Below are 20165 nucleotides of genomic sequence, written 5' to 3' on the forward strand. Positions count from 1 at the left end.
GAGACGTCAGTCTCCCCGGCGATCCTTGCGCGGCTTCTTGCCGAACTGGCCGGGGCCGCCGGCCTTGTGTCCCGTCGGACGCGGCTGGTAGCGCTTGCCTTCACCGCGCGGCGGACCGCCCTCGCCTCGCGGGTGGCGGCGCGGAGCACCTTCTTCGCGACGACGTCCCTTGGCGACATCGCGCGGGGTATCGGGGGCCAGCTCGATCAGCACACCGCTTTCGTCATCAGCACCTTCACGCGCCGTGCGTGCCACGGACTTGGAGAACTGGTCTGCCTGTTCGCTGGGGATCTGGAAGTAGGTCTCATTGGCGGAAATGCGGATCGCGCCCACGGCATTGCGGGTCACATGACCGCGGCGGCAGAGCAACGGCAGGATCCAGCGCGGGTCGGCGTTCTGGCGCTTGCCGATATCCATGCGGAACCACACCACATCATCGAAGCCGGGGCGCTGGCGCTTCTGCTGCGCGTCCGCCGATGAACCGATGAGCTCCTCAGGCTGCGGCATACGCTCGCGGAAGCTGCGAACCAGGGCGGCTGCAAGCTCTTCCGCGCTCGTCTTGGCCAGCAGGTCCTTGGCGATCTCGCGATCCTCCTCGTCGAACTCCACCGGCTGCATGATCTGCTCGATCAGGCGCTCACGGTCGTTACGGCGGATTTGCTCGGGCGTGGGTGCTTCGATCCATTCCGCCTGCACGCGCGCACCGCGAAGCATGGTTTCGACGCGGCGACGGCGCGGGAACGGCACGACGATGACGGCCGTGCCCTTCTTGCCAGCGCGGCCGGTGCGGCCCGAGCGGTGCTGCAGTGTCTCGGCATCGCGCGGAATTTCCACGTGAATGACGAGGCTAAGCGAAGGAAGATCGATGCCACGCGCAGCAACGTCGGTGGCAACGCACACGCGCGCCCGACGATCGCGCAGGGCCTGCAGCGCGTTGTTGCGCTCATTCTGCGAATGCTCGCCGGACAGCGCCACGGCCGAAAAGCCGCGCTCGGTCAGCGTCGCATGCAGGTGCCGCACGTTATCGCGCGTGGCGCAGAACAGGATGGCGGTTTCCGCTTCGTGCAGGCGCAGCAGGTTGACCACTACGCGCTCGATGTCGGCCGGCGCGACGGTCACGGCCTGATAGGAAATGTCGCCGTGGCCACGCGATTCGCTCATCGTCGAGATGCGCAGCGAATTCTGCTGGTAGCGACGGGCCAGCGCCTCGATCGGCTTGGGCATCGTCGCCGAGAAAAGCAGCGTGCGACGGTTCTTTGCCGTGGCATCGAGGATTTCCTCGAGATCTTCGCGAAAGCCCATGTCGAGCATCTCGTCGGCTTCGTCGAGGATCGCGACACGCAGTTGCTCGAGGTCGAGCTTGCCGCGTTCGAGGTGATCGCGCAGACGCCCGGGCGTGCCGACGACGATAGTGGCGCCGTGCTCAAGCTGCTTGCGTTCACGAACCGGGTCCATGCCGCCCACGCAGGTCACGATACGTGCGCCGGTGCGGGCATAGAGCCAGGTCAACTCGCGGCTGACCTGCAAGGCAAGCTCGCGGGTCGGGGCAATGACCAATGCCAGCGGCGCGCCGGGGGATGTAATCCCCTCGCCCGCCAGAAGTTCGTCCGCCATGGCCAGGCCAAAGGCGACGGTCTTGCCGGAACCGGTCTGCGCGGAGACGACGAGGTCTCGTCCTTGCGCCTCGGCCTCGACGACAGCCGACTGAACTGCGGTCAGCGACTCGTAGCCATGCGCTTCAAGCGCCTCTGCCAGCGGCTGGGGAACCCGGGTAAATGTCATAGAAATACAATATCCTGCCGCAAATGCGGCCTGGCTGAGAAGGGATGACGGGATGCACGGCTCATAGGCCGGAATTTGCCTCCCCATAGAGGCATTCGGCAAAATATGCGCGGTTCATTTTTGACAAGGTGTAATTAGTTTTACGCGAACGCGATAAATTCCGGTGCAAACGGCTCTGCGCGCTACTCCCAGCCGCCGCCCAGGGCGAGGAAAATGGCGATCTGATCGTCGACCAGTCCGGCCTGTGCATTGGCGTAATTCGCTTCCGCCTCCGCCAGCGAGCGCTGCGAATCGAGCAAGGTCAGGAAATCGCTGCGTCCGAAGCGGAACAGCTTGCCGGCCTGTTGTGCCGAAAGTGCGGCACTTTCACGCGCCCGGCCCAAAGCCGCAGTCGTGTCGCGATCGCGTGCATAAACCTCGAGCGCGGTTTCGGTCTCGCGCAGAGCGGACAGCACGGTCGAATCGAAGCCCGCGATATCGGCTTCCACTTGCGCGTTGGCCTGGTCGATCGCGGCGCGCACCACCGGGCGATTGGGAAACGACCAGCTGATCAATGGACCGAGGCTGAAACCGAATGAGGTCGGGCCGCCGATATCCTTGAGCGGGCCGGAAACCCCAAGCGAACCGCCAAGGCTGACCTGCGGATAGAGGTCTGCCGTTGCCACACCGATGCGCGCCGTATCGGCGGCCATGGTGCGTTCGGCCTGGCGAATATCGGGACGCCGCCGGATCAACGCCGCGCCATCTCCCACCGGCATTGCCTTCGCGAGCGCGGGAAGTGTGTCGCACTGCTCGACTTCGCTCGGATATTCGCTGGGCGGGCGTCCCAGCAATGTGGCAAGCAGATAAAGCGCGCTGCGGCGCTGCGCCATGAAACCCGGCAATTTCGCTTCGCTGGCATCGACTTGCGCCTGCGCCCGGCTGACATCGAAGGCCGTGCCGCGACCGCCCTTTTCCAGCCGACGGGTGGCATCGAGGGTCTGGCGCTGCAGGGCGACGATGCGCTTCGTCGCCGCGAGACGGAAATTCGCGCCGCAAACGTCTGCGTAGGCCTTGGCCGTCGTGGCCGCGACGCTGACGCGCACGGCATCGCGGGCTGCGGCCACCGCATCGCGGTCGGCCTCACTGGCCTCGATGGCACGGGCAATCTTGCCGCGCAGGTCGAGCGGCAGGGCGAGCGCAATGCCCGCATCGTAATCGACCACGCCGGGGAGCGAGTAGCCGGTCGAAGATGGCCGCGCGAGACTGGCGCCGCCGGAGATCCGGGTGCTGAGAGTGCGGTTGGCGGCGGTTCCGCGAATGACCGCTTCGGCCCGCTTCAGGTTGGCATCGGCAGCGCGCAAGTCGGCATTGGCGGTCAGGGCTTGCTCGACCAGGCCATCTAGAACCGGGTCGTCATAGAGGCGCCACCAGCGTTCGGGCAGCGACTGCTGGGAAAAGGCGGCGTCGCTCGCCGAAACGAAAGCGCCATTGGCACTGTCGCTCGTCGCGACCGAATTGGACGGCGGCGCGTAATCGGGACCGGCCGTGGCGCAACCGGCAAGCAGCAGCGCAGCAGCGATGGGCAGGCACTTGCGCATCACTTGCCGTCCTTGTCTGCCGGCTAGATCGTGACGGTAGCAGTACGCCCGACGATGAGCCGCAGGTCCTTGGGCACATCGGTGAGGCGCACGCGCACCGGAATGCGCTGGGCCAGCCTGACCCAGGTGAACGTCGCCTCGACGCTGGGCAGGAGATTGCCCGAGTTGCTGCGGGCGGTATCGTTGATGCCGGCGGCAATGCTTTCGACCACGCCCTCGATCTTGCGATCCTCACCCATGAGCACCACCGTCACCGGGGCGCCAACGCGGATGTAGGGCAACTTGGTTTCCTCGAAGTAGCCCTCCACGCGGATGCTGTCGCTGTCGATCAGGGCCATGGCCTGGTTGCCCGCCGCCACGAAGTCTCCCGGATGCAGGTCGAGATTGGTCACGGTGCCGTTGACCGAAGCCTTCACTTCAGTGCGCGCAAGGTTGAGCTTCGCGGCCGCCAGCGCGCTCTGCGCTTCGGCCAGAGCCGCCTGCGCGGTTTCAACCGTCGCGAGGTTCTGTTCGTGGGTCTCGGTCGCCACGAGATCGCCGAGGGCAGTATCGCGCCGGGCCACGCGCCGGGCCTGATCGAGCGTCGCCCGGGCACTTGCCACGTTGGCCTGCGCCTGTGCGGCTGCCAGCGAGTAACGCGGCCGGTCGAGCACGAACAGGAGGTCGCCCTTGTGCACCTTCTGGTTGTCCTGCACCGCCACCGACGTCACGAGACCACTGATGTCGGGCGTCACGCGCACGACGTCGGCGCGCACGCGACCGTCACGGGTCCAGGGACTGGTTTCGTAGTGCCGCCACAGCCAGATCGCAACGAACGTCGCGATCACAACGATGACGATGGTGGCAAGGCTGGGGGCTATGCGCGAGAAGAAACGCTTCATTGGGGGAAACCGATCAGGGGGGCTGTCATGGCCAGAAGGCCAAGGACGAGAATGAACAGGCAGACGTCTACCAACGCACGGTAGGCGACGAAACGATAGAAACCGAAATCGTTGGCGAGCCGGACGACCACCGCCGTCAGGATGGCCGCGATGATCGCGAGAACGAGCAGCGTGGGTACGAACACGCCGAAGATGGAAAGCTCTCCCCTCATGCGGGCGTCTCCTTCATGGGCTCTGCTTCCGGGAAAAGATTGCGCCGCAGGCTGATGAGGGCAAGGGCGCCGGAGCGCACGAACCGGGGGTTCTCATCGCCCAGAACCTCCTTCAGGGCGCGGTCGATATCCGCCAGCAAGGCCGGAGCGGCTGGTTTCTCGCGTTCAGGCTCAAGCTTGCGGTAATATTCGCCGACATCGCGCAGGACCTTGGTCACCGGGGCCGACTTCTCCGCAGTCATGGCAAGGCGCAGGTCACGAAGCTCGCCGATCGCCACGCCCGTGCGCAAGTCTCGCAGGGCATCGTAGAGCGGCGAGCCGGGCGACTTTCCGCTCATGGCGAGGCGCGGGGCAAGTAACGCGATGCGGTCCAGCATGCGGTTGATCCAGCCCTGAAAGTCCGCAGGAGCCATGAGATTGCTGCGCTCGGCGATATCTTTCCAGCCTGCGCGAATGGTCCGACGGATTGCTGCCTCGAGACCCGAAGACTGCAGCAGCCGGATCATCGTAATGGCAAAGACGATCCCCACGAGTTGGGCGAGCGCCCCGTCCACGTAGCTGCCGAAGCGGCTGACATACGTGGGAGCGATCAGCAACGGACTGCCCAGGCCCAGCAACATCGGCAAGGCAAATCCGCCGTACCGCGGGGATGACATCAAGGCTCCCAGCAAGAGCAATGCCGGAGCCAAGGCCGCAGCGAATTCGGGGAAGCCATGCAGGGCAGGCAGGATCGCGTAGCCATAGATGGCGCCAATGACGATGGCGATCAGGGTGCCCAGGAAGAAGGCGCGCAAGGGAGCCAGCGGATCGGGCGCGGCGGAAAAGAGTGCGGAAAAGACGCCTGCAAGCATGACTCCCGCGTAGGCCTCGGTCCACCCGCTGCCGATCCAGAGCGCCGATCCTACGGCAATCGTGATGAATGCGCCTATCGCGCCCCTCGCCGCACCGCCGACATCGTAATGCAGTTCCCGCCCGCGCCTCCCTTCAAGAAGCTCGGCAGCGCGCGCGGAGACAGGCCTTCGGTCCAGCGAGGAAAGTTGTTCGGACAGGTCGCGGCAATCGCGGTGCGCCCGGATCAGGGTCGAAAGGCGCGAAACGAGACTGAGAAGCATGAGATCGTGCCAGCTCGAATCCGTCGAAACCACCGGCTCAAGCTCTGTGCAGCGCGCCTGCAACTGGCGGGCCTGTTCCTCGCGCTCCGCAGCCTCCAATCGATCAAGGTTTCGCAACCAGTCGCGCGCATCGTCCAGCAGGCTGTGCACATCGTCGGGAATTGCGGCTTCGACATCGAGTTGTTCGATGCGGTCGGTCACCGCCGCACCAAGCGGCATGATGAGAGAGAGCTGGTCCTGCAGGGCGCGCACGGTCCGGATCCGCGGCGCGACCCGTGCAGTCTCGAACGGCAGGTGGATCGAGAGCTGATGCAACTCGGTAATGTCCAGCGCCAGTCTTCGCCTCTCGGCGTCGACGCTCGGGTCGGGATTGGGCTGTAGGGAGTCCGAAGACCAGCGCTCTGCATCGAGCAGGATCGTTGAGACCCTGCGCAACAGGAAGGAAGAAATCGACTGCGGCAGAACAAGGCCATGAACCAGGCTACCGCAGAGGATGCCGACAGTGATTTCCTGCAGGCGCAGGCTCGCCGTCTCGAAGATGGCACCGGGCGTGTCGACGCTCGGCAGGACGATCAGGACTGCGGTGTAGCCTGCCAACACGAAAGCGTAAGCGCGTGGCGTACGATCAAGCAGCGAAACGAACACGCAAAGCGCAAGCCACAGGCCGATCGCGCCGACCAGAAGAACCGGCGAATTGACGAGGCCGGGCACCATGACCACGCTGGCCGCCGCGCCGACGAAAGTCCCGATGACACGGAACAGCGCCTTCGACAGCACCGCCCCCGCGAGCGGCTGGGCGACGATATAGGACGTGAGAAAAGCCCAGTACGGCCGCTCCAACCCGATCTGAATGGAGAAATAGACCGCCATCATCGCCGCGATGTAAGCCTTGAGCGAGAACACCGCAGAGTCGATTCCGAAGCGTTTCATCATCGACGGCCGGCCGCCTCTGCCATGCGGTCGGACAGGCGTCCAAGGACGTCGACGACCGTCGCGAGTTCCTTGTCATTCAGGTCCGCCAGCAGCTCACCACGTACGGCCACGAGACGATTGTCGATGCGGTTGCCAAGATCAACGCCTTTTGCGGTCAGCCGTACGTGCTTCGCACGCCGATCCTGCTCGTCGGCCCGTCTCTCGAGAAGGCCGGATTCCTCGAGGCGATCGAGCGTGCGGACCAGCGACGGCTCGGTGATGCCGATGCTTCGCGCCAGGTCGCCCTGCCTGACATCGCCGCCCATGCGAAGGAGATGGACAAGTGCCCAGCCTGCCGAGTTGGAGATGTCGAGGGACGCGAGGGCGGCATCGCCAAGCTGCTGCCAGGCGCGTGCCACCGGCCCCATCCGGGTCGCCAGGGTTCGTTGCAGACGCTCACGTTCGTTCATGACTAATAATTAGCACGCTAACGAATAAGCTCAAGCGGGCCGGCGCCGTCAATATCGCAAGCCAACTTTCCCAAAACGCAATCGCGTTTATACGGGTTTGAATCTCAGGGGCAATCCAGCTGCGACCATGACAACTTCGTCCGCCACCCTGGCAACGGCCTGATTGAGTAAGCCAGCTTCGTCCCGGAATTGCCGGGCCAGTGCGTTATCCGGTACGATGCCGAGCCCGACTTCGTTTCCGATCAGGGCAATGGGCACCTGGCAAGCCGCGATGGCATCGATCAGTCCCATCCGTCCCTGCCCGACGCAATGCTCGCCCAGCATCAGATTTGTCAGCCAAAGCGTAAGGCAATCGACCAGCAGGGCATCGCAGCGACTTGCCATCCGTGCAATCGCATCGGACAGTTCGAGAGGCGCCTCGCAGGTCTCCCAGCGCTCGCCGCGTCGCGCGCGATGCAGGTCGATACGCGCGGTCATCTCGTCATCGTGGGCCTGCGCCGTGGCGATATACCCGAGCCGCCCCGGCAGTGCTTCCAATCGCTCCTCGGCGTAACGGCTCTTGCCCGAGCGCGCGCCTCCGATCACCAGAAGGCGCTTCATCGCCACGAGTTCCCGGCCAGTTCGAGCAATCCGGGAATATCGACATGCGCTTCCAGCACTTCTGCAATCTCGTCGAGCGCCGTGTCCACCACATGCGACTGATCGAACGCAGTGCCCTGTGCCCCGATCCTGCCCAAAAGCGCCTTGCGCAGACCGGGAGTGCCAAGGAAACCGTGGCAATAAGTGCCAAGCACGAGGCCATCGGCGCTGATGGCGCCGTCGCTGCGCCCGTCATCGAATTGCGCGAAGGGACGGCCGCATCCCGGCCCATCGGTCACGCCCATGTGCATTTCATAGCCGCGGAGCGCCTCATCGAGAGCCGTGCCGCTGACGGCTTCAAGGCTTTTGACGACACCGATCTCGGTATCGACTTCGAGTAGGCCGAGCCCGGTGACCTGCGAAGGCGCTCCCTCGATCCCGCGCGGATCGGCGAGAGTGCGCCCAAGCATCTGGTAGCCCCCGCAGATACCCAAGACCATGCCGCCCCGGCGCCGGTGCGCCAGAATATCGATGTCCCAGCCTTGCTCGCGCAGAAAGGCCAGGTCGGCGATGGTCGCTTTCGAACCGGGTAGAACCACGAGAGATGCCTGCGCCGGGATCGGCGTGCCCGGCGGGATCATGGCAAGGTCGATTTCCGGCTCGCCGCGCAAGGGATCGAGGTCGTCGAAATTGGCGATGCGCGGCAAGATCGGACACGCGACCAGCTTGCGCCCGGGCCTTGCCCCCTGCCCGCGCTCGAGCACGACGGCATCCTCACTGGGCAGACGCGACGCCGCCGACAACCATGGCACGAGCCCATAGCCGCGCCAGCCGCTCCGCTCGGCAATGGCGTCGTAGCCATCCGTGAAAAGCGCGGGATCGCCGCGGAACTTGTTGATCAGGAACCCGCGGATCATCGCCGCGTCCTCTGGATCCACGACATTGCGGGTGCCCACGACCGCGGCAATCACGCCTCCCCGGTCGATATCGCCGACCAGTACCACCGGCACCCCGGCAGCCCGTGCGAAGCCCATGTTGGCTATGTCACCCGAACGCAGGTTGATCTCGGCCGGAGACCCCGCGCCTTCGACGACCACCAGGTCGCACTGCGCTTCGAGACGCCGATAGCTCTCCAGCACATCGGGCAGGAGATTGCGGCGGCCTTCACGAAAATTCCCCGAGCCAAGTGTCCCACGCACCTTTCCATGGACGATTAGCTGGGACGTGCGGTCAGCCTGCGGTTTGAGCAGCACCGGGTTCATGTCGACGTGCAGTGGCGCACGCGCGGCGATGGCCTGCAGCGCCTGCGCCCGGCCGATCTCCCCGCCTTCGGGCGTGACGGCCGCGTTGTTCGACATGTTCTGTGGCTTGAACGGCAGGACCCGCAAGCCCCGATTCGCCAGCGCCCGGCACAGTCCCGCCACGAGAACGGACTTGCCAACGTCCGATCCGGTTCCCTGCAGCATCAAACCAGCCATGCGGCCCCCAAGACGATAGCTCCCAAAAGGGCGCAGGCGCGCCTGTAGATCTTCACAGCGCCGGCGAGCGTCGCCGCGTCAGCTTCATCCCCCTGCCCTATCCAGGGCTTGTCCGCCAGCACGCCGTCATAGGCGATCGGCCCGGCCAACCGCACGGACAGCGCTCCGGCCATGGCCGCTTCGGGCCAACCGGCATTCGGGGAAGCGTGGCGGGCATGATCGCGCCAAAGCGTGCCCCATCCCGTCATGGCGACAGCGCAAAGCAAGACTGCGGATAGGCGCGCCGGCAGGATATTCGCCAGATCGTCGCTGCGCGCAGCCGCCCAGCCGAAGTGCGTATAGGGCATCTCTCTATGGCCGATCGTGCTGTCGGCCGTGTTGAGCGCCTTGTAGGCCCAGACCCCCGGCAGTCCGAGAACGAGCAGCCAGAACAGCGGCGCGACAACGCCATCGCAGAAGCTCTCCGACAGGCTTTCGATGGCGGCACGCGCGACGCCAGTCTCATCGAGAGCTGCGGTGTCGCGACCGACGATCCGGCCGACAGCCTCGCGCGCGCTCTGGAGGTCACCCTCCTGGAGGGCGCGCAAGATCGGGCGAACGTGATCATCCAGACTGCGTGCAGCCATGGCCGGCCATGCGAGCAGGCACAGGATCGGCCAGGCCCACGCTCCCGCGACCTGGCGCACCGCCTGTTCGATCAGCCATGCGCCGCCGCCTGCGAAGGCGAGCAGAACGCAGACCGTGACAATTCCGCCAAGCCGCCGGCGACTGTCGCTATCCTGCGAACGATTGAACCGACGGTCGCACGCACCGATCAGCCGCGCGAACAGGCCGACGGGATGGCCGAGGCGGCGATGCAGGCACGCGGGCCATCCGAGCACGGATTCGATGGCCATGGCGCAGAATGCGACAGGTTCAGCCATGCGGCAGGACCCGGTCAAGGCGACGCAAGTCCCGCAAGGATGCCGGAACGCCGATCCGCAACCAGTCGGGATGCCGTTCGAATGGACGCACCAGTATGCGGTTTTGAGCCAGATGGCGAAAAAGGGTTTCTGCGCTGCGAGTCTCGACGAGCCGGAACAGCGGGCAGGCTCCTCCCGGCTTCAGGCCATGTCCGGTCAGGACGGTGTCGAGCGCCCGGGCCCTGTCGAAGAGCGCGAGGCGCGTACCCGCGATCCAGGCTGCATCGCCATACGCTGCCGCACCTATGGCCAGTCCGGCAGCATGGACCGGCCAGTCCCCGATAGCCTCGCGCAGGGCGGCGATCAGGTCGCTCGGCCCCAGCACGAACCCAAGCCGCAGCCCGGCAAGGCCGAAAAACTTCCCGAAGGAACGCAGGACGATCAGTTGTCGGCCATCCTGAACTTGCGGGGCAACGCTCTCGGCGGGGTCGCAGTCGGCATAGGCCTCGTCGACAACGAGCCAACTCCCTTCGGCGGTCAGCCGATCCGACCAGACGAGGATGTCTTGCCCTTGCCGCAGGCGGCCATCGGGATTGTTCGGGTTGGCAAAGATCAGGGCGGTGGGCTGTTCCGGGACTTCCGCGAAGTTCGCAGGAGGACCGGCAAAAGCCTCCTCGTGGCTGCCATAAGCCGGTTGCAGTGAGCATCCCGGCAAATCGAGCAGGCGGGCGACAAGGCGGATCGCCAGTTCGCTCCCGCCGATTGCGCAGCAATGGACGGGATCGACGCCGAAGTGCGCTGCAGCCCTTGCCTCAAGCTCGCTCAGGGCATCGGGCTCGGGCAGTCGGCTCCAGTCTGTCGCCGGAAGGGATGCTGCAGGCCATGGCTCGGGATTGATGCCGGTGGACAGGTCAAGCCAGTCCTGCGGTCGGCCGCCGTAACGCCGGCAGGCCTCGTGGAGCCGCCCTCCGTGACGTACGGTTTGCAAGGCGCTCATGTGAGGACCAGTGCTGCAAGGAGGGCGGTCTCGCACAGCTCTATCCCCGCACCATGACCGTCGCCCGATATTCCGCCCAGCCTGCGGCGAAGCCACAGGGACCAGAGCGGGATTGCAGGGACCAGTAAGGCAAAGGCAGGCTCCCGCACGACGACAGGCAGCGCGGCGATGCCCCAGAGCACGAAATCCCGAAAGCGCACCCCGGCGCCCAGACGGCTGCCCAATCCTTCATGAAGCGGCGGCAACATCCTTGCCCAGAACAGGGGGCCGATGCGCGCAAGGCCCGGCAAGATGCAGAGCAGCGGCAAATCGGCGAGGCTAACATGCTGCAGCAGGACGAACTTGGCGAGCAACTGCAGCACGACGACGACGACGCCGAAGCTGCCGACATGCGGATCGGCCAGAACCTCGGAAAGCCGTGCTGGATTGCCATGCGCAGCACCGGTCGCATCGGCCACGTCGGCCAGTCCGTCGAGGTGCAGCGCGCCGGTCACCGCCACCCATGCCCCCAACGCTAGCAGCGCCGCCAGCCATGCGCCTTGGAACGATCCCAGCCACCAGGCGCCCGAAACGATGGCGCCCACAACCAGTCCCACCATCGGGAAATAACGCAGGAGCGCGGCGAAGTCCGCATCGTCTGCTTTCACGTTCGGCAGGGGCACGCGCGTGGTAAACTGCATGGCGAGAATGAAGCGGCGGATCATGGCGCGTCCGTCTCTAGCGCTATGATCTGCCCCGCACTCTTGCCTCCTGGCCATACCCGCAGGCTGATGAGCGCGCCGTAAGGCAGGTCGAACGCCCAGACACCGCGATGATCGAGCCCGGTGAGATATGATACTGCAGCGCGGATCGAGCCGCCATGCGCAACGACGAGGCAATCCTCACGAATATGCGCCAGTGCCTCGCCCACGCGCCGGACAAGGACCGACCACATCTCGCCTCCCGGCGGAGGGAAGGCATCCGGGTCGTCCCAGAACCGGGCAAGCGCGTCATTGGGCAACTGCTGCGGCGCCATGCCATCCCACGCACCGAAATCGAGTTCACGCCAGCGCGGATCGATATGTACTGCGAGGCCGCACTGCCCGGCTATCTCCCTTGCGGGAAGCAGCGCTCGGGCAAGATCGGAACACCTGATCTGCTTGAAGGCAAGTGCACCTGCGCGTTCCATGCAGGCGGCTACGCCGGAGGCCAGTGGCGGCTCGTCGAGATGGCCGAGCATCAGGCCGGGCCGCTGCGGAGCGCTGTGCCGCATGAGGTGCAGCACGAAATCCGTCATGCAACGCCCGCCACCTTGGCCTCGGCGAATGTCGCCATGCCGTTGTGCGCCGCAATGGCCGAGCGCACGAGCTGCGTCGCCACCGCTGCGCCGGTCCCTTCGCCCAGCCGCATTCCGAGTTGCAGCAGGGGGGCAAGGCCAAGCCAGTCGAGCAACCGCGCATGGGCCGCTTCCATGGAACAGTGGGCGGCAAGGCAGTGCGCGGCGAACCGCGGCTGATCGACCACCAGCGGCGCTATGGAAGCGCAGACGATGTAGCCGTCGAGCAGTACCGGAATGCGCTTTATCCGTGCGGCAAGGATGGCCCCTGCCATCGCGGCAATCTCGCGCCCGCCAAGCCGACGAAGGGTTTCGAAAGCGTCAGTGCAGAGGGTACCATGAAAGGCCAATGCCTGCGCGACGACGGACTGCTTGTGGGCGATCCCGTCCATGTCGAGACCCGTCCCGGCACCGACCCACTCGGCAGCGGTGCCGTTGCAGACCTGCGCACATAGCGCGGCGGCGGGCGTTGTATTGCCGATCCCCATTTCGCCGACGAAAAGTAGGTCCAGCCCCTCTTCGACGACCGATGCGCCCGCGTTGAGTGCCGCGAGGCAATCCTCCTCGCTCATGGCAGGCTCTTCGACGAAGTCCGCCGTAGGACGTTCCAGCTCGATCGGCACGATGACCAGTTCCGCGCCGCAGGCATCGGCCAGGGCATTGATGGCGGCACCGCCAGCCGCGAAGTTGGCAACCATCTGCGCCGTCACTTCGGGCGGATAGGCGCTGACCCCGCGCGCGGCGACACCGTGGTTCCCGGCGAAGACCGCAGCCCGGATGCGCTCCAGTACCGGCCGCTCCCTGCCCTGCCACGAGGCCATGAAGATCGCGATGTCCTCCAGTCGACCGAGCGAGCCCAGCGGCTTGGTCAGGTCCTCCTGGCGCAGCTGTGCAGCGGCCTGCGCAACCTTGTTGGCTTCGGGCAGATCGGCGAGCGCCGCAGAAAAGGCTTCGCGGCTTTCGAAGCCGATCATGTGCACAGGTAGCCTTCGGGCGGGGTGCGCGTGATGAAGTGCCCCTTCACGCCTTGCGGCCAGCTGCGATAGGGCACAACGCCCTCCTCGCTCTCGGCATGCTGCGCAGCATAGCTGAGGATCGCGTGTGCAGCCTCATGATCGGCAGCGAAGTCGCCCAGGACATAGCCCACCTTGCCGGGCGCCCTGATATGCACGGTGCAAAAGCGCTTGCAGGCGAACAGACACGGCATTTCCTGAACGGAAACGGCGGCCAAGGCGGGATCCTGAGCCTGCACCTCGCGCATGGCGGAAGCCAGCCGCGCGCCGCCACGCTGGCCGTGCTCGTCCTCACGCTCTGTTTCGGAATGGCGGCAGGTCGAGCAGACCACGACCGAGGCTTCGGCTTCGACGGCACGCAGCATCAGCATACCGTTCCCGAACGCGGACGACAGAAAGACATCAAGAGCATGGCAACGCTCCCTCCTTGCAAACGGCTCCAGTCCCACCGGAAGCTCAACCGGCGAGACGATGACTGTCGTTGCGCGAGGGGTGACCCCGCCATCGCGGGGCCCTCGAACACCCGGTGCGCCCTGCCCGGATGAAGAACGACTGCGTCAGGCAGGTCTCCTGGCTCACGGGTCAACGCCGCTCCGGCCGCCTTCTCAGGACCGCCTTTCGATCCCAATGGCGAAATGGCCGGATGGCTCGCCGCTTACAGTTGCAGGGGCAGCCCGGGACTTGCACCCGAGTTCCCTTTTGATCCCCTTGCGGGGAACCTGTCGCAGTCCGGCAAGTATCGCGCAGCCATGCCGTTCGCAAGCGCAATATGCTTGCAGGGCGCCTTGCCCTGACTTATCCGCGAAGGCGTAACGGGTGCCCGCAAGGGCTTAATCGGGAAGTCCGGGCGCCGAATGTTTCTCCGCGCTGACGGCACTGCTCCCGCAACTGTGACCGGTGAGCGCATCGCCACTACGCCATTGAACGGGGCCTTCCCGGTTCGAGAAGGCGGCGACAGGCGCGTCGATCCGGAAAGTCAGGAAACCGGCCCGCTACCGTCGTTCCTCTGCGCGGGCGGGATGAACCGTGCGGACGAGGGCCTCGCTTGCTGCGGGCAATCCCTTGGCGACGACAATCGTGCGTGCGTCGAGGAGGATACGTGAGTGACTGCCAATACCGCCAGACACCTGCGCCGGCCTCCTTCGCCCCGCCACCTGCCACACCCACGAGAGGCCGACCAATCATGACTGACACCGAGAACCTGACCGAAGAAGATCGTCGCCACAAGGAACGCACCCGCAAGCTCAAGACCGTAGTCGATGCCCGCATTGCCGCAGCCAAGATCGACAAGGGGCTGGTGCTGGTGCTCACCGGAAACGGCAAGGGCAAGTCGTCCAGCGCCTTCGGCATGGTTGCCCGCACGCTGGGCTACGGCCGTACGGCTGCGGTGTTCCAGTTCATCAAGAGCAAGGTCGACGTGGGCGAACGCGCCTTCCTTTCCAGGCAGCCGGGTGTCACCTGGGAGAATTGCGGCGAAGGCTTCACCTGGGAGACGCAGAACCTCCAGCGTGATATCGCCGCAGCCCAGGCCGGTTGGGAAAAGGCCAGGGTCGCGCTTGCCGATCCCGCGATCTCGCTCGTTGTGCTCGACGAGCTGACATACCTCATCAATTACGGCTACCTCACGCTCGAGGAAGTTCTCCCGGCGATCCGGAACCGGCCGGAGATGCAGCATGTGGTCATCACCGGACGCGCGGCCCATGCCGAGTTCATCGAACTGGCCGACACGGTCAGCAAGATCGGCGACGAGAAGCATGCCTTTCGCAACGGCATCAAGGCACAACCGGGCATCGACCTCTGACGCGCGCTTGCCTGCCCGGAACGTCAGGATCCTTGCACCTCGGCCCTATACCTATGGGACGGAACTGATAGGTTCTGTCCCGGCGGTCCCGCGAGTCCCTTGCCGAAGGGGCCATCGCCCTGACGAAATTCGATAGAAGCCACCCCCCGGAGAACCCTATTGCGCCGCCTCCTCCTGTCCGTCGGCATAGCCGCACTGACACTGACGACCGTATCCCAGGCCAGCGTTTCACAGGCCAGCCCTACCCCCGCAACATCCGTCGAGCAGAGCCGGACTGCCAAGGCGCCAGAGCGCGAGCAGTCCGGGTTTGCGAAGCATGCGATGGTCGCAGCGGCCAATCCCCTCGCGGTGAAGGCCGGGGTGGACGTACTGCGCAAGGGCGGCTCGGCGGTCGATGCCGCAGTGGCGATCCAAGCCGTTCTCGGCCTTGTCGAGCCGCAGAGTTCGGGGATCGGCGGCGGTGCCTTCATGGTCTATTACGACGCCAAGAACCGCAAGGCGACGTACTACGACGGACGCGAAACGGCGCCCGCCGGGGCTACCGACCGTCTCTTCCTCGACGATGACGGCAACCGCCTGCCCTTCTTCGATGCCGTACTCGGCGGCATTTCGACAGGCGTGCCAGGGGCCGTCGCCATGCTCGACATGGCCCACCACGATCACGGCAAGCTCGCCTGGGCGGACCTGCTCGAACCGGCGCGCGATCTTGCAGCGGACGGATTCATCGTCAGCCCACGTCTTGCCGGGATGATCCGGATGGAACGCGCGCCGCAGTCAACGGCGCCCGATGCCGTCACCTATTTCTCCAAGCCGGACGGCAGCCGCTATGCCGCAGGCGATCGACTGCGCAACCCGGCCTATGCCCGCACGATGGAGCGGATTGCCAAATTCGGGGCCTCGGGCCTGCTGACCGGCCCCATTGCGCATGACATCGTCAAGCGCGTCAGCGAAGGGCCGCGCCCCGGGACAATGACGCTGGCAGACCTTGCCGCCTATCGCCCGCGCACCGGTCCGGCGCTATGCGAACCCTACCGCGTCTATATGGTCTGCACCCCGCAGGCCCCGTCTGGCGGTCCGGGGCTGCTGATGGCGCTGGGCATTCTCGAACACACCGATATCGCCAAGCGCAATGCGGGCGACGAAAAGGCGTGGTTCGAATTCGCGCAGGCCAGCCGCCTCGCCTATGCCGACCGCGATCGCTATGTCGGCGATTCCGCCTTTGTCGAAGTCCCGATCAAGGGGCTGCTCGATCCGGACTACCTGGCCGCGCGCGCGAAACTGATCGGCGAGCGGGCAGGCTCCGTCAGCTTCGGCCATCCCGAAGGTGCCCCTGCTTTCGGCCCGGACGCTACGGCGGAACCGGGCGGAACCAGCCACTTCATTGTCGTCGATGCCCAAGGCAACGTCGTCTCGATGACGACCACCGTGGAGAGCATCTTCGGTTCGGGGCGGATGGTCGACGGGTTCTTCCTCAACAACCAGCTTACCGACTTCTCGTTCTCGCCCACGGACGGCGACGGAGCGCCTGCGGCCAATGCCCCGGCACCCGGCAAGCGACCGCGATCGAGCATGGCACCGGCTATCGTCCTGACGAAGGATGGCCGCTTCCATGCTGCTGCCGGATCGCCGGGCGGGACGTCGATCCAGGCATACAATCTCAAGGCTCTTGTAGCGATGCTGGACTGGAACATGTCGCCGCAGGACGCGGTCGCACTGCCCAACCTGGTCGCGAAGGGCGACGCGTTCCGCGCCGATCCGTTCCCCGAACCGATCATGACCGGTCTTGCCGCACGCGGTATGCCACTGTCGACTTCCCGCAGCGAGGAGTCCGGGATCCAGGCCATCGTGGTCAGGAACGGTGGTTATGAAGGCGGTGCCGATCCACGCCGGGAAGGCATGGCGCGGGGGTTCTGAAACCGGTCTTCATACCTCCGAATTCCCGCGTGCCAGTTCGGTACGCCGCGTCAATTTGAGTTAACAAACTGGCCGTTTTCCGTTAGTTTACGGCAACGGGGGAAGTACCATGATCCAGGACGGCCGGAGCAAGATCAATATCCGCCCAGCTATGCTAGGGGCGGCCCTGGCCATTGTATGGTCAGCGCCTGCATGGGCTGGCGAGGACGCCGTCAGTCGCATGGCCGTTGTCGACACGAACAGCGCAGGAGGTTGCATGACCGCCGGTGCCATCGTCAGCGACCGTGCCGCCTGCGTCACGTCGCCGCGCCCCGCCTCGGCTACAGCTGCGCAGGTGACGCCTGCGCGCATCACCGTGGGACGCGCCGTGGACCTCAGCGGGCAGGAACCGGTTCACTACCTTTCGTCCGCAGCCTCGCTCGATCAGAGCCGATCGGTCCTGATTTCGTCCAGCGGGCGTTTTCGGGATACGGTGCGCCTGCTTACGCCGCCGCCCGGGACCGGATCGGGCGATGCCCCCAAAGGCATGCCGTTGCGCGCCAGCAGGCTTTCGAGCCGCTTCGGCCTGCGCATGCACCCGCTTCTCAACCAGGTGCGCATGCATACCGGCGTCGACCTCGCTGCTGCGATGGGAGAACCCGTCCACGCGACTTCAGGTGGCGTCATCATGGCGGCCGGCTGGCAGGGTGGATATGGGCTGGCGGTGCGCATCAATCACGGCAAGGGCATCGAAACCCGCTATGCGCACCTCTCGCGCCTGAACGTCAGCGCGGGCCAGACCATCAAGCCCGGTGACGTCATCGGTTTCGTCGGCTCGACCGGGCGGTCCACCGGGCCCCATCTTCACTACGAAGTTCGCAAGGACGGGCTTGCGATCGACCCATCCTCCAGCCTGCACAAATAGGATCAGGCTTTCCTCAGATCGTCGAAGCGGCCGTGATCAACGTGCCCGCAGCAATCGCGATGCCGTAAGGAAGCTTGTCGAAGTTGTCGTCCGAACCGCGTCCGCTGATTGGCTTGCGCATGATCCGGCGCACGGTGAACCAGACGAGGAACAGGACAAGTCCTGCAATCGAAACCGACAGGAGCAGGCGCGATGCCTGCGACCAGGCGAACCAACCGGCGCATCCGGCATAGAACTTGGCATCTCCGCCGCCGATCATGTCGAAGCGAAACAGCACCATGCCAACCACCAGCGCAACCGCGAGGTGCAGGGCATGGCTACCCAGGCTGCCCAGCCCTGCATCGTAAGCCGCAAGTGCAAGGCCAGCCACTGCCGTCAGCAGGCACAGCCAGTTGGGAATGCGCCGCTGTACCGTGTCGGACCAGCTCGCATAGAAACAGGCGGGAACCAGCACCACCAGTTCCGCCCAGAAAGTAACGTTCATCTAATCGGCTACCCTGCGACTGTTAGCGCGAAGTCGGAAAATCGATCCGCACGAGCGGCTTGAACCCGGCAAGGTCGGCCTTCGCCGTCTTCGGCGGCTCGGCGTCCGAGGCCGTGTCTGCAGCATCTGCCTTTTCGGCATCAGCCTTGTCATGCTTGCGCCCTTCATCGGAAAACTCGATGCGCACGGCCGGCCGGAACGTGTCGAGCTTGCCGCCGCGAACGCCGACAACCGGCAGGGAACCGCGCCCCGGCTTGCTGTCGGGCTGGACCGACCGGATCATCACTTCGCCACGCGAAATGCGCTGGAGCCTCGTTCCGCTCGCCGCGCGTGCCGGTTGGTTCGAAGGTTCTGCAACGGCAGCAACTTCAGGCACGGCTGCCTGCGCCTGGATATCGTGCGCCCCCGTGAGCGTGCGCGCCGCAACTTGCGCTGCAAAGTCCGCCTCGTGCCTTTCGGCCAAGAGGTTCGAGCGCATCAGGCGTGCCATGTTGGCCTGATACATCGCATTCTTCGGATCGACCGCAAGCGCTTCGGAAAAGAAGCGATGCGCCTGTTCGAACTGGCCGAGCCGCACATAGGCGACGCCCATGCCGTTGGCAGCAGGGCCAATCTCGTCTCCGGCTGCGAGCGCCTTCTGAAACTCCTCGATCGCCTGCCCGGTCCGCCCCGCAGCCAGATGCGCCCGCCCCTCGGCCACCGCTGCGATAGCACTGTCGGCATCCGCGGTACGCACCTGGACTTCCGGCTTGGCATCGTGGCGCAGGCCAAAGAATTCGAGCGCCCGCCCGCACCCGCTCAGCGACATCGCCATCAGTACGACGCAAGCGATGCGCGTTCCCGTCTTACTTTGCATGTCAGCCCCCACTCATCACTGGAAGGATAATTCGCACGACCCGGATGGCCGCTGGCAGCATCAGCGTGCCTATCATCGACGGCAGCATGCAGGCCACAAGAGGAATTGAAATGAGAACCGGAATGCGATGTGCCTTTTCCTCGGCACGCATCCGGCGCTTTTCGCGCATTTCCGAGGCATAGACGCGGAGCGTCGTCGCAATGCTCGTACCCAGCTTGTCGGACTGGATCAGCAGCGTTGCAAAGGACGCAATTTCATCGATCCGCGCCATCGCGGCCATGTTGCGCAGCGCGGATTCGCGCGTGGCGCCGGCACGCAGTTGCAGCGTCGTGGTCACAAGCAAACGTGAAACCAGCGGATGCGAGCTCACCATTTCGCGCCCGACGCGGTCGAACGCGGCCTCAAGCCCCAACCCCGCCTCAACGCAGACCAGCATCAGGTCCAGCGCATCGGGAAAGCCGTTCAGCACTTCCCGCCGGCGCGATGCAGCGCGTGCGCGGACGTAGATATTGGGAACATAGAGCCCCATGACGGCACAAAACGTGCCAATGAAATAGAGCTTCATGTAGCTGACGTCACTGCCCGAGAGCAGCAAGGCTCCGATCAGCGCGGTCGGCAGGACAATTACCAGCACCAGTCGCACCAGCGTATAGACGCGCGCCGCAGCGGGAGATTCGAAGCCTGCCGCCTGCATCTGCTCGGTCAAGGCATCGGACTTGGTATCGCTGAGATTGAGCCCGGCCTTCTCGATCCGCATCACGAGGCGCGACCAGGCATCCTCGCTGGATCGGCGCAAGCTGGAAGCCGATTGCGAACTCACGCTTTCCCGCCCGATCACTTCGAGCTTCGTGCGAACCCGGGAGCGCTTCGATGTGGCGAGCATGACGGCCAGCGTCACACCGACCACGAGCGCGAAGATCAGCAGCAACAGGAAGTTGCGGATCAGGGCGTTGTTGGCGACAAATTCGACCAT

The 20165-nt window shown here is 65.2% G+C and carries 20 protein-coding genes and 2 riboswitches; of the genes, 3 read left to right on the plus strand and 17 right to left on the minus strand.

Translation table 11 applies throughout. The features are described 5' to 3' along the window. Positions 1-6: 6 nt before the first annotated feature. The 14 genes from SPHV1_RS20420 to SPHV1_RS20485 form a co-directional block, all read right to left on the minus strand. Positions 7-1782 carry a DEAD/DEAH box helicase gene (locus SPHV1_RS20420; protein WP_054947841.1) on the minus strand — a complete coding sequence of 592 codons (1776 nt, stop codon included), beginning with the start codon at positions 1780-1782 and terminating at the stop codon, positions 7-9. A gap of 182 nt (positions 1783-1964) precedes the next feature. Then, positions 1965-3362 (minus strand): efflux transporter outer membrane subunit, encoded by a 1398-nt coding sequence (locus SPHV1_RS20425; RefSeq protein WP_054947842.1) that lies wholly within the window; start codon positions 3360-3362, stop codon positions 1965-1967. Between the two features lie 23 nt (positions 3363-3385). Beyond that, positions 3386-4243, minus strand: a complete 858-nt coding sequence (locus SPHV1_RS20430) for an efflux RND transporter periplasmic adaptor subunit (RefSeq protein ID WP_054947843.1) — start codon at positions 4241-4243, stop codon at positions 3386-3388. Next, positions 4240-4455, minus strand: coding sequence for a DUF1656 domain-containing protein (locus tag SPHV1_RS20435; RefSeq protein WP_054947844.1), 216 nt, complete (start codon positions 4453-4455; stop codon positions 4240-4242). Before SPHV1_RS20435 ends, SPHV1_RS20430 begins: the two co-directional genes overlap by 4 nt. Continuing rightward, positions 4452-6500, minus strand: a complete 2049-nt coding sequence (locus tag SPHV1_RS20440; protein ID WP_054947845.1) for an FUSC family protein — start codon at positions 6498-6500, stop codon at positions 4452-4454. The genes SPHV1_RS20435 and SPHV1_RS20440 overlap by 4 nt, the downstream gene beginning before the upstream one ends. After that, a complete protein-coding gene (locus tag SPHV1_RS20445; protein ID WP_054947846.1) occupies positions 6497-6949 on the minus strand; it encodes a MarR family transcriptional regulator in 453 nt (150 codons plus the stop codon). The genes SPHV1_RS20440 and SPHV1_RS20445 overlap by 4 nt, the downstream gene beginning before the upstream one ends. A gap of 87 nt (positions 6950-7036) precedes the next feature. Further along, complete coding sequence (gene cobU / locus SPHV1_RS20450) at positions 7037-7549, minus strand: bifunctional adenosylcobinamide kinase/adenosylcobinamide-phosphate guanylyltransferase (RefSeq protein ID WP_054947847.1); 513 nt, start codon at positions 7547-7549, stop codon at positions 7037-7039. Further along, the gene (locus SPHV1_RS20455; RefSeq protein ID WP_054947848.1) at positions 7546-9006 is read right to left on the minus strand and encodes a cobyric acid synthase; all 1461 of its coding nucleotides are present in this window, start codon (positions 9004-9006) and stop codon (positions 7546-7548) included. Before SPHV1_RS20455 ends, cobU begins: the two co-directional genes overlap by 4 nt. Next, positions 8994-9929, minus strand: coding sequence for an adenosylcobinamide-phosphate synthase CbiB (gene cbiB / locus SPHV1_RS20460; protein ID WP_054947849.1), 936 nt, complete (start codon positions 9927-9929; stop codon positions 8994-8996). The genes SPHV1_RS20455 and cbiB overlap by 13 nt, the downstream gene beginning before the upstream one ends. Continuing rightward, entirely contained in the window at positions 9922-10905 is a 984-nt protein-coding gene (locus SPHV1_RS20465; RefSeq protein WP_054947850.1) for a threonine-phosphate decarboxylase, read from the minus strand. Before SPHV1_RS20465 ends, cbiB begins: the two co-directional genes overlap by 8 nt. After that, on the minus strand, positions 10902-11606 hold the full coding sequence (gene cobS, locus SPHV1_RS20470) for an adenosylcobinamide-GDP ribazoletransferase (protein ID WP_054947872.1): 705 nt from the start codon (positions 11604-11606) through the stop codon (positions 10902-10904). Before cobS ends, SPHV1_RS20465 begins: the two co-directional genes overlap by 4 nt. Beyond that, positions 11606-12181, minus strand: a complete 576-nt coding sequence (locus SPHV1_RS20475) for a histidine phosphatase family protein (RefSeq protein ID WP_054947851.1) — start codon at positions 12179-12181, stop codon at positions 11606-11608. The genes cobS and SPHV1_RS20475 overlap by 1 nt, the downstream gene beginning before the upstream one ends. Continuing rightward, positions 12178-13194, minus strand: coding sequence for a nicotinate-nucleotide--dimethylbenzimidazole phosphoribosyltransferase (gene cobT / locus SPHV1_RS20480; RefSeq protein ID WP_054947852.1), 1017 nt, complete (start codon positions 13192-13194; stop codon positions 12178-12180). Before cobT ends, SPHV1_RS20475 begins: the two co-directional genes overlap by 4 nt. Then, positions 13191-13598 carry a DUF1636 domain-containing protein gene (locus tag SPHV1_RS20485; protein ID WP_054947873.1) on the minus strand — a complete coding sequence of 136 codons (408 nt, stop codon included), beginning with the start codon at positions 13596-13598 and terminating at the stop codon, positions 13191-13193. The genes cobT and SPHV1_RS20485 overlap by 4 nt, the downstream gene beginning before the upstream one ends. A gap of 177 nt (positions 13599-13775) precedes the next feature. After that, a riboswitch (cobalamin riboswitch) is annotated at positions 13776-13971 on the minus strand. A gap of 59 nt (positions 13972-14030) precedes the next feature. Then, positions 14031-14241: riboswitch (cobalamin riboswitch) on the plus strand. 175 nt (positions 14242-14416) lie between these two features. Here SPHV1_RS20485 and cobO point away from each other — a divergent pair. From cobO to SPHV1_RS25890, 3 genes are all read left to right on the plus strand, one after another. Continuing rightward, positions 14417-15034 carry a cob(I)yrinic acid a,c-diamide adenosyltransferase gene (cobO, locus tag SPHV1_RS20495; RefSeq protein ID WP_197277760.1) on the plus strand — a complete coding sequence of 206 codons (618 nt, stop codon included), beginning with the start codon at positions 14417-14419 and terminating at the stop codon, positions 15032-15034. Between the two features lie 159 nt (positions 15035-15193). Continuing rightward, positions 15194-16948: a gamma-glutamyltransferase gene (ggt, locus tag SPHV1_RS20500; RefSeq protein WP_054947854.1), complete on the plus strand. Its 1755-nt coding sequence runs from the start codon at positions 15194-15196 to the stop codon at positions 16946-16948. 256 nt (positions 16949-17204) lie between these two features. After that, entirely contained in the window at positions 17205-17852 is a 648-nt protein-coding gene (locus SPHV1_RS25890) for a M23 family metallopeptidase (RefSeq protein ID WP_231634781.1), read from the plus strand. Between the two features lie 13 nt (positions 17853-17865). On the opposite strand, the gene SPHV1_RS20510 is transcribed toward SPHV1_RS25890, so the two are convergent. The 3 genes from SPHV1_RS20510 to SPHV1_RS20520 are packed head-to-tail and all read right to left on the minus strand — an operon-like array spanning position 17866 to position 20165. Further along, the gene (locus tag SPHV1_RS20510) at positions 17866-18336 is read right to left on the minus strand and encodes a prepilin peptidase (RefSeq protein ID WP_054947856.1); all 471 of its coding nucleotides are present in this window, start codon (positions 18334-18336) and stop codon (positions 17866-17868) included. A gap of 22 nt (positions 18337-18358) precedes the next feature. After that, on the minus strand, positions 18359-19192 hold the full coding sequence (locus SPHV1_RS20515) for a tetratricopeptide repeat protein (protein WP_054947857.1): 834 nt from the start codon (positions 19190-19192) through the stop codon (positions 18359-18361). Position 19193: 1 nt separating this feature from the next. Beyond that, a complete protein-coding gene (locus SPHV1_RS20520; RefSeq protein WP_054947858.1) occupies positions 19194-20165 on the minus strand; it encodes a type II secretion system F family protein in 972 nt (323 codons plus the stop codon).

Origin of the sequence: Novosphingobium sp. KN65.2 (genome assembly GCF_001368935.1) — a bacterium.
Taxonomy (GTDB): Bacteria; Pseudomonadota; Alphaproteobacteria; order Sphingomonadales; family Sphingomonadaceae; genus Novosphingobium; species Novosphingobium mathurense.

What these genes read in the sequence shown, in the direction of transcription:
- SPHV1_RS20420 (WP_054947841.1), bottom strand. Translation starts at nt 1,782, where the DNA reads ATGACATTTACCCGGGTTCCCCAGCCGCTGGCAGAGGCGCTTGAAGCG.
- SPHV1_RS20510 (WP_054947856.1), bottom strand. Translation starts at nt 18,336, where the DNA reads ATGAACGTTACTTTCTGGGCGGAACTGGTGGTGCTGGTTCCCGCCTGT.
- SPHV1_RS20515 (WP_054947857.1), bottom strand. Translation starts at nt 19,192, where the DNA reads ATGCAAAGTAAGACGGGAACGCGCATCGCTTGCGTCGTACTGATGGCG.
- SPHV1_RS20465 (WP_054947850.1), bottom strand. Translation starts at nt 10,905, where the DNA reads ATGAGCGCCTTGCAAACCGTACGTCACGGAGGGCGGCTCCACGAGGCC.
- SPHV1_RS20485 (WP_054947873.1), bottom strand. Translation starts at nt 13,598, where the DNA reads ATGCTGCGTGCCGTCGAAGCCGAAGCCTCGGTCGTGGTCTGCTCGACC.
- SPHV1_RS20520 (WP_054947858.1), bottom strand. Translation starts at nt 20,165, where the DNA reads ATGGTCGAATTTGTCGCCAACAACGCCCTGATCCGCAACTTCCTGTTG.
- cobO (WP_197277760.1), top strand. Translation starts at nt 14,417, where the DNA reads ATGACTGACACCGAGAACCTGACCGAAGAAGATCGTCGCCACAAGGAA.
- cobU (WP_054947847.1), bottom strand. Translation starts at nt 7,549, where the DNA reads ATGAAGCGCCTTCTGGTGATCGGAGGCGCGCGCTCGGGCAAGAGCCGT.
- SPHV1_RS20455 (WP_054947848.1), bottom strand. Translation starts at nt 9,006, where the DNA reads ATGGCTGGTTTGATGCTGCAGGGAACCGGATCGGACGTTGGCAAGTCC.
- SPHV1_RS20475 (WP_054947851.1), bottom strand. Translation starts at nt 12,181, where the DNA reads ATGACGGATTTCGTGCTGCACCTCATGCGGCACAGCGCTCCGCAGCGG.
- SPHV1_RS20440 (WP_054947845.1), bottom strand. Translation starts at nt 6,500, where the DNA reads ATGATGAAACGCTTCGGAATCGACTCTGCGGTGTTCTCGCTCAAGGCT.
- SPHV1_RS20445 (WP_054947846.1), bottom strand. Translation starts at nt 6,949, where the DNA reads ATGAACGAACGTGAGCGTCTGCAACGAACCCTGGCGACCCGGATGGGG.
- SPHV1_RS25890 (WP_231634781.1), top strand. Translation starts at nt 17,205, where the DNA reads ATGACCGCCGGTGCCATCGTCAGCGACCGTGCCGCCTGCGTCACGTCG.
- SPHV1_RS20430 (WP_054947843.1), bottom strand. Translation starts at nt 4,243, where the DNA reads ATGAAGCGTTTCTTCTCGCGCATAGCCCCCAGCCTTGCCACCATCGTC.
- SPHV1_RS20435 (WP_054947844.1), bottom strand. Translation starts at nt 4,455, where the DNA reads ATGAGGGGAGAGCTTTCCATCTTCGGCGTGTTCGTACCCACGCTGCTC.
- cobT (WP_054947852.1), bottom strand. Translation starts at nt 13,194, where the DNA reads ATGATCGGCTTCGAAAGCCGCGAAGCCTTTTCTGCGGCGCTCGCCGAT.
- cbiB (WP_054947849.1), bottom strand. Translation starts at nt 9,929, where the DNA reads ATGGCTGAACCTGTCGCATTCTGCGCCATGGCCATCGAATCCGTGCTC.
- SPHV1_RS20425 (WP_054947842.1), bottom strand. Translation starts at nt 3,362, where the DNA reads ATGCGCAAGTGCCTGCCCATCGCTGCTGCGCTGCTGCTTGCCGGTTGC.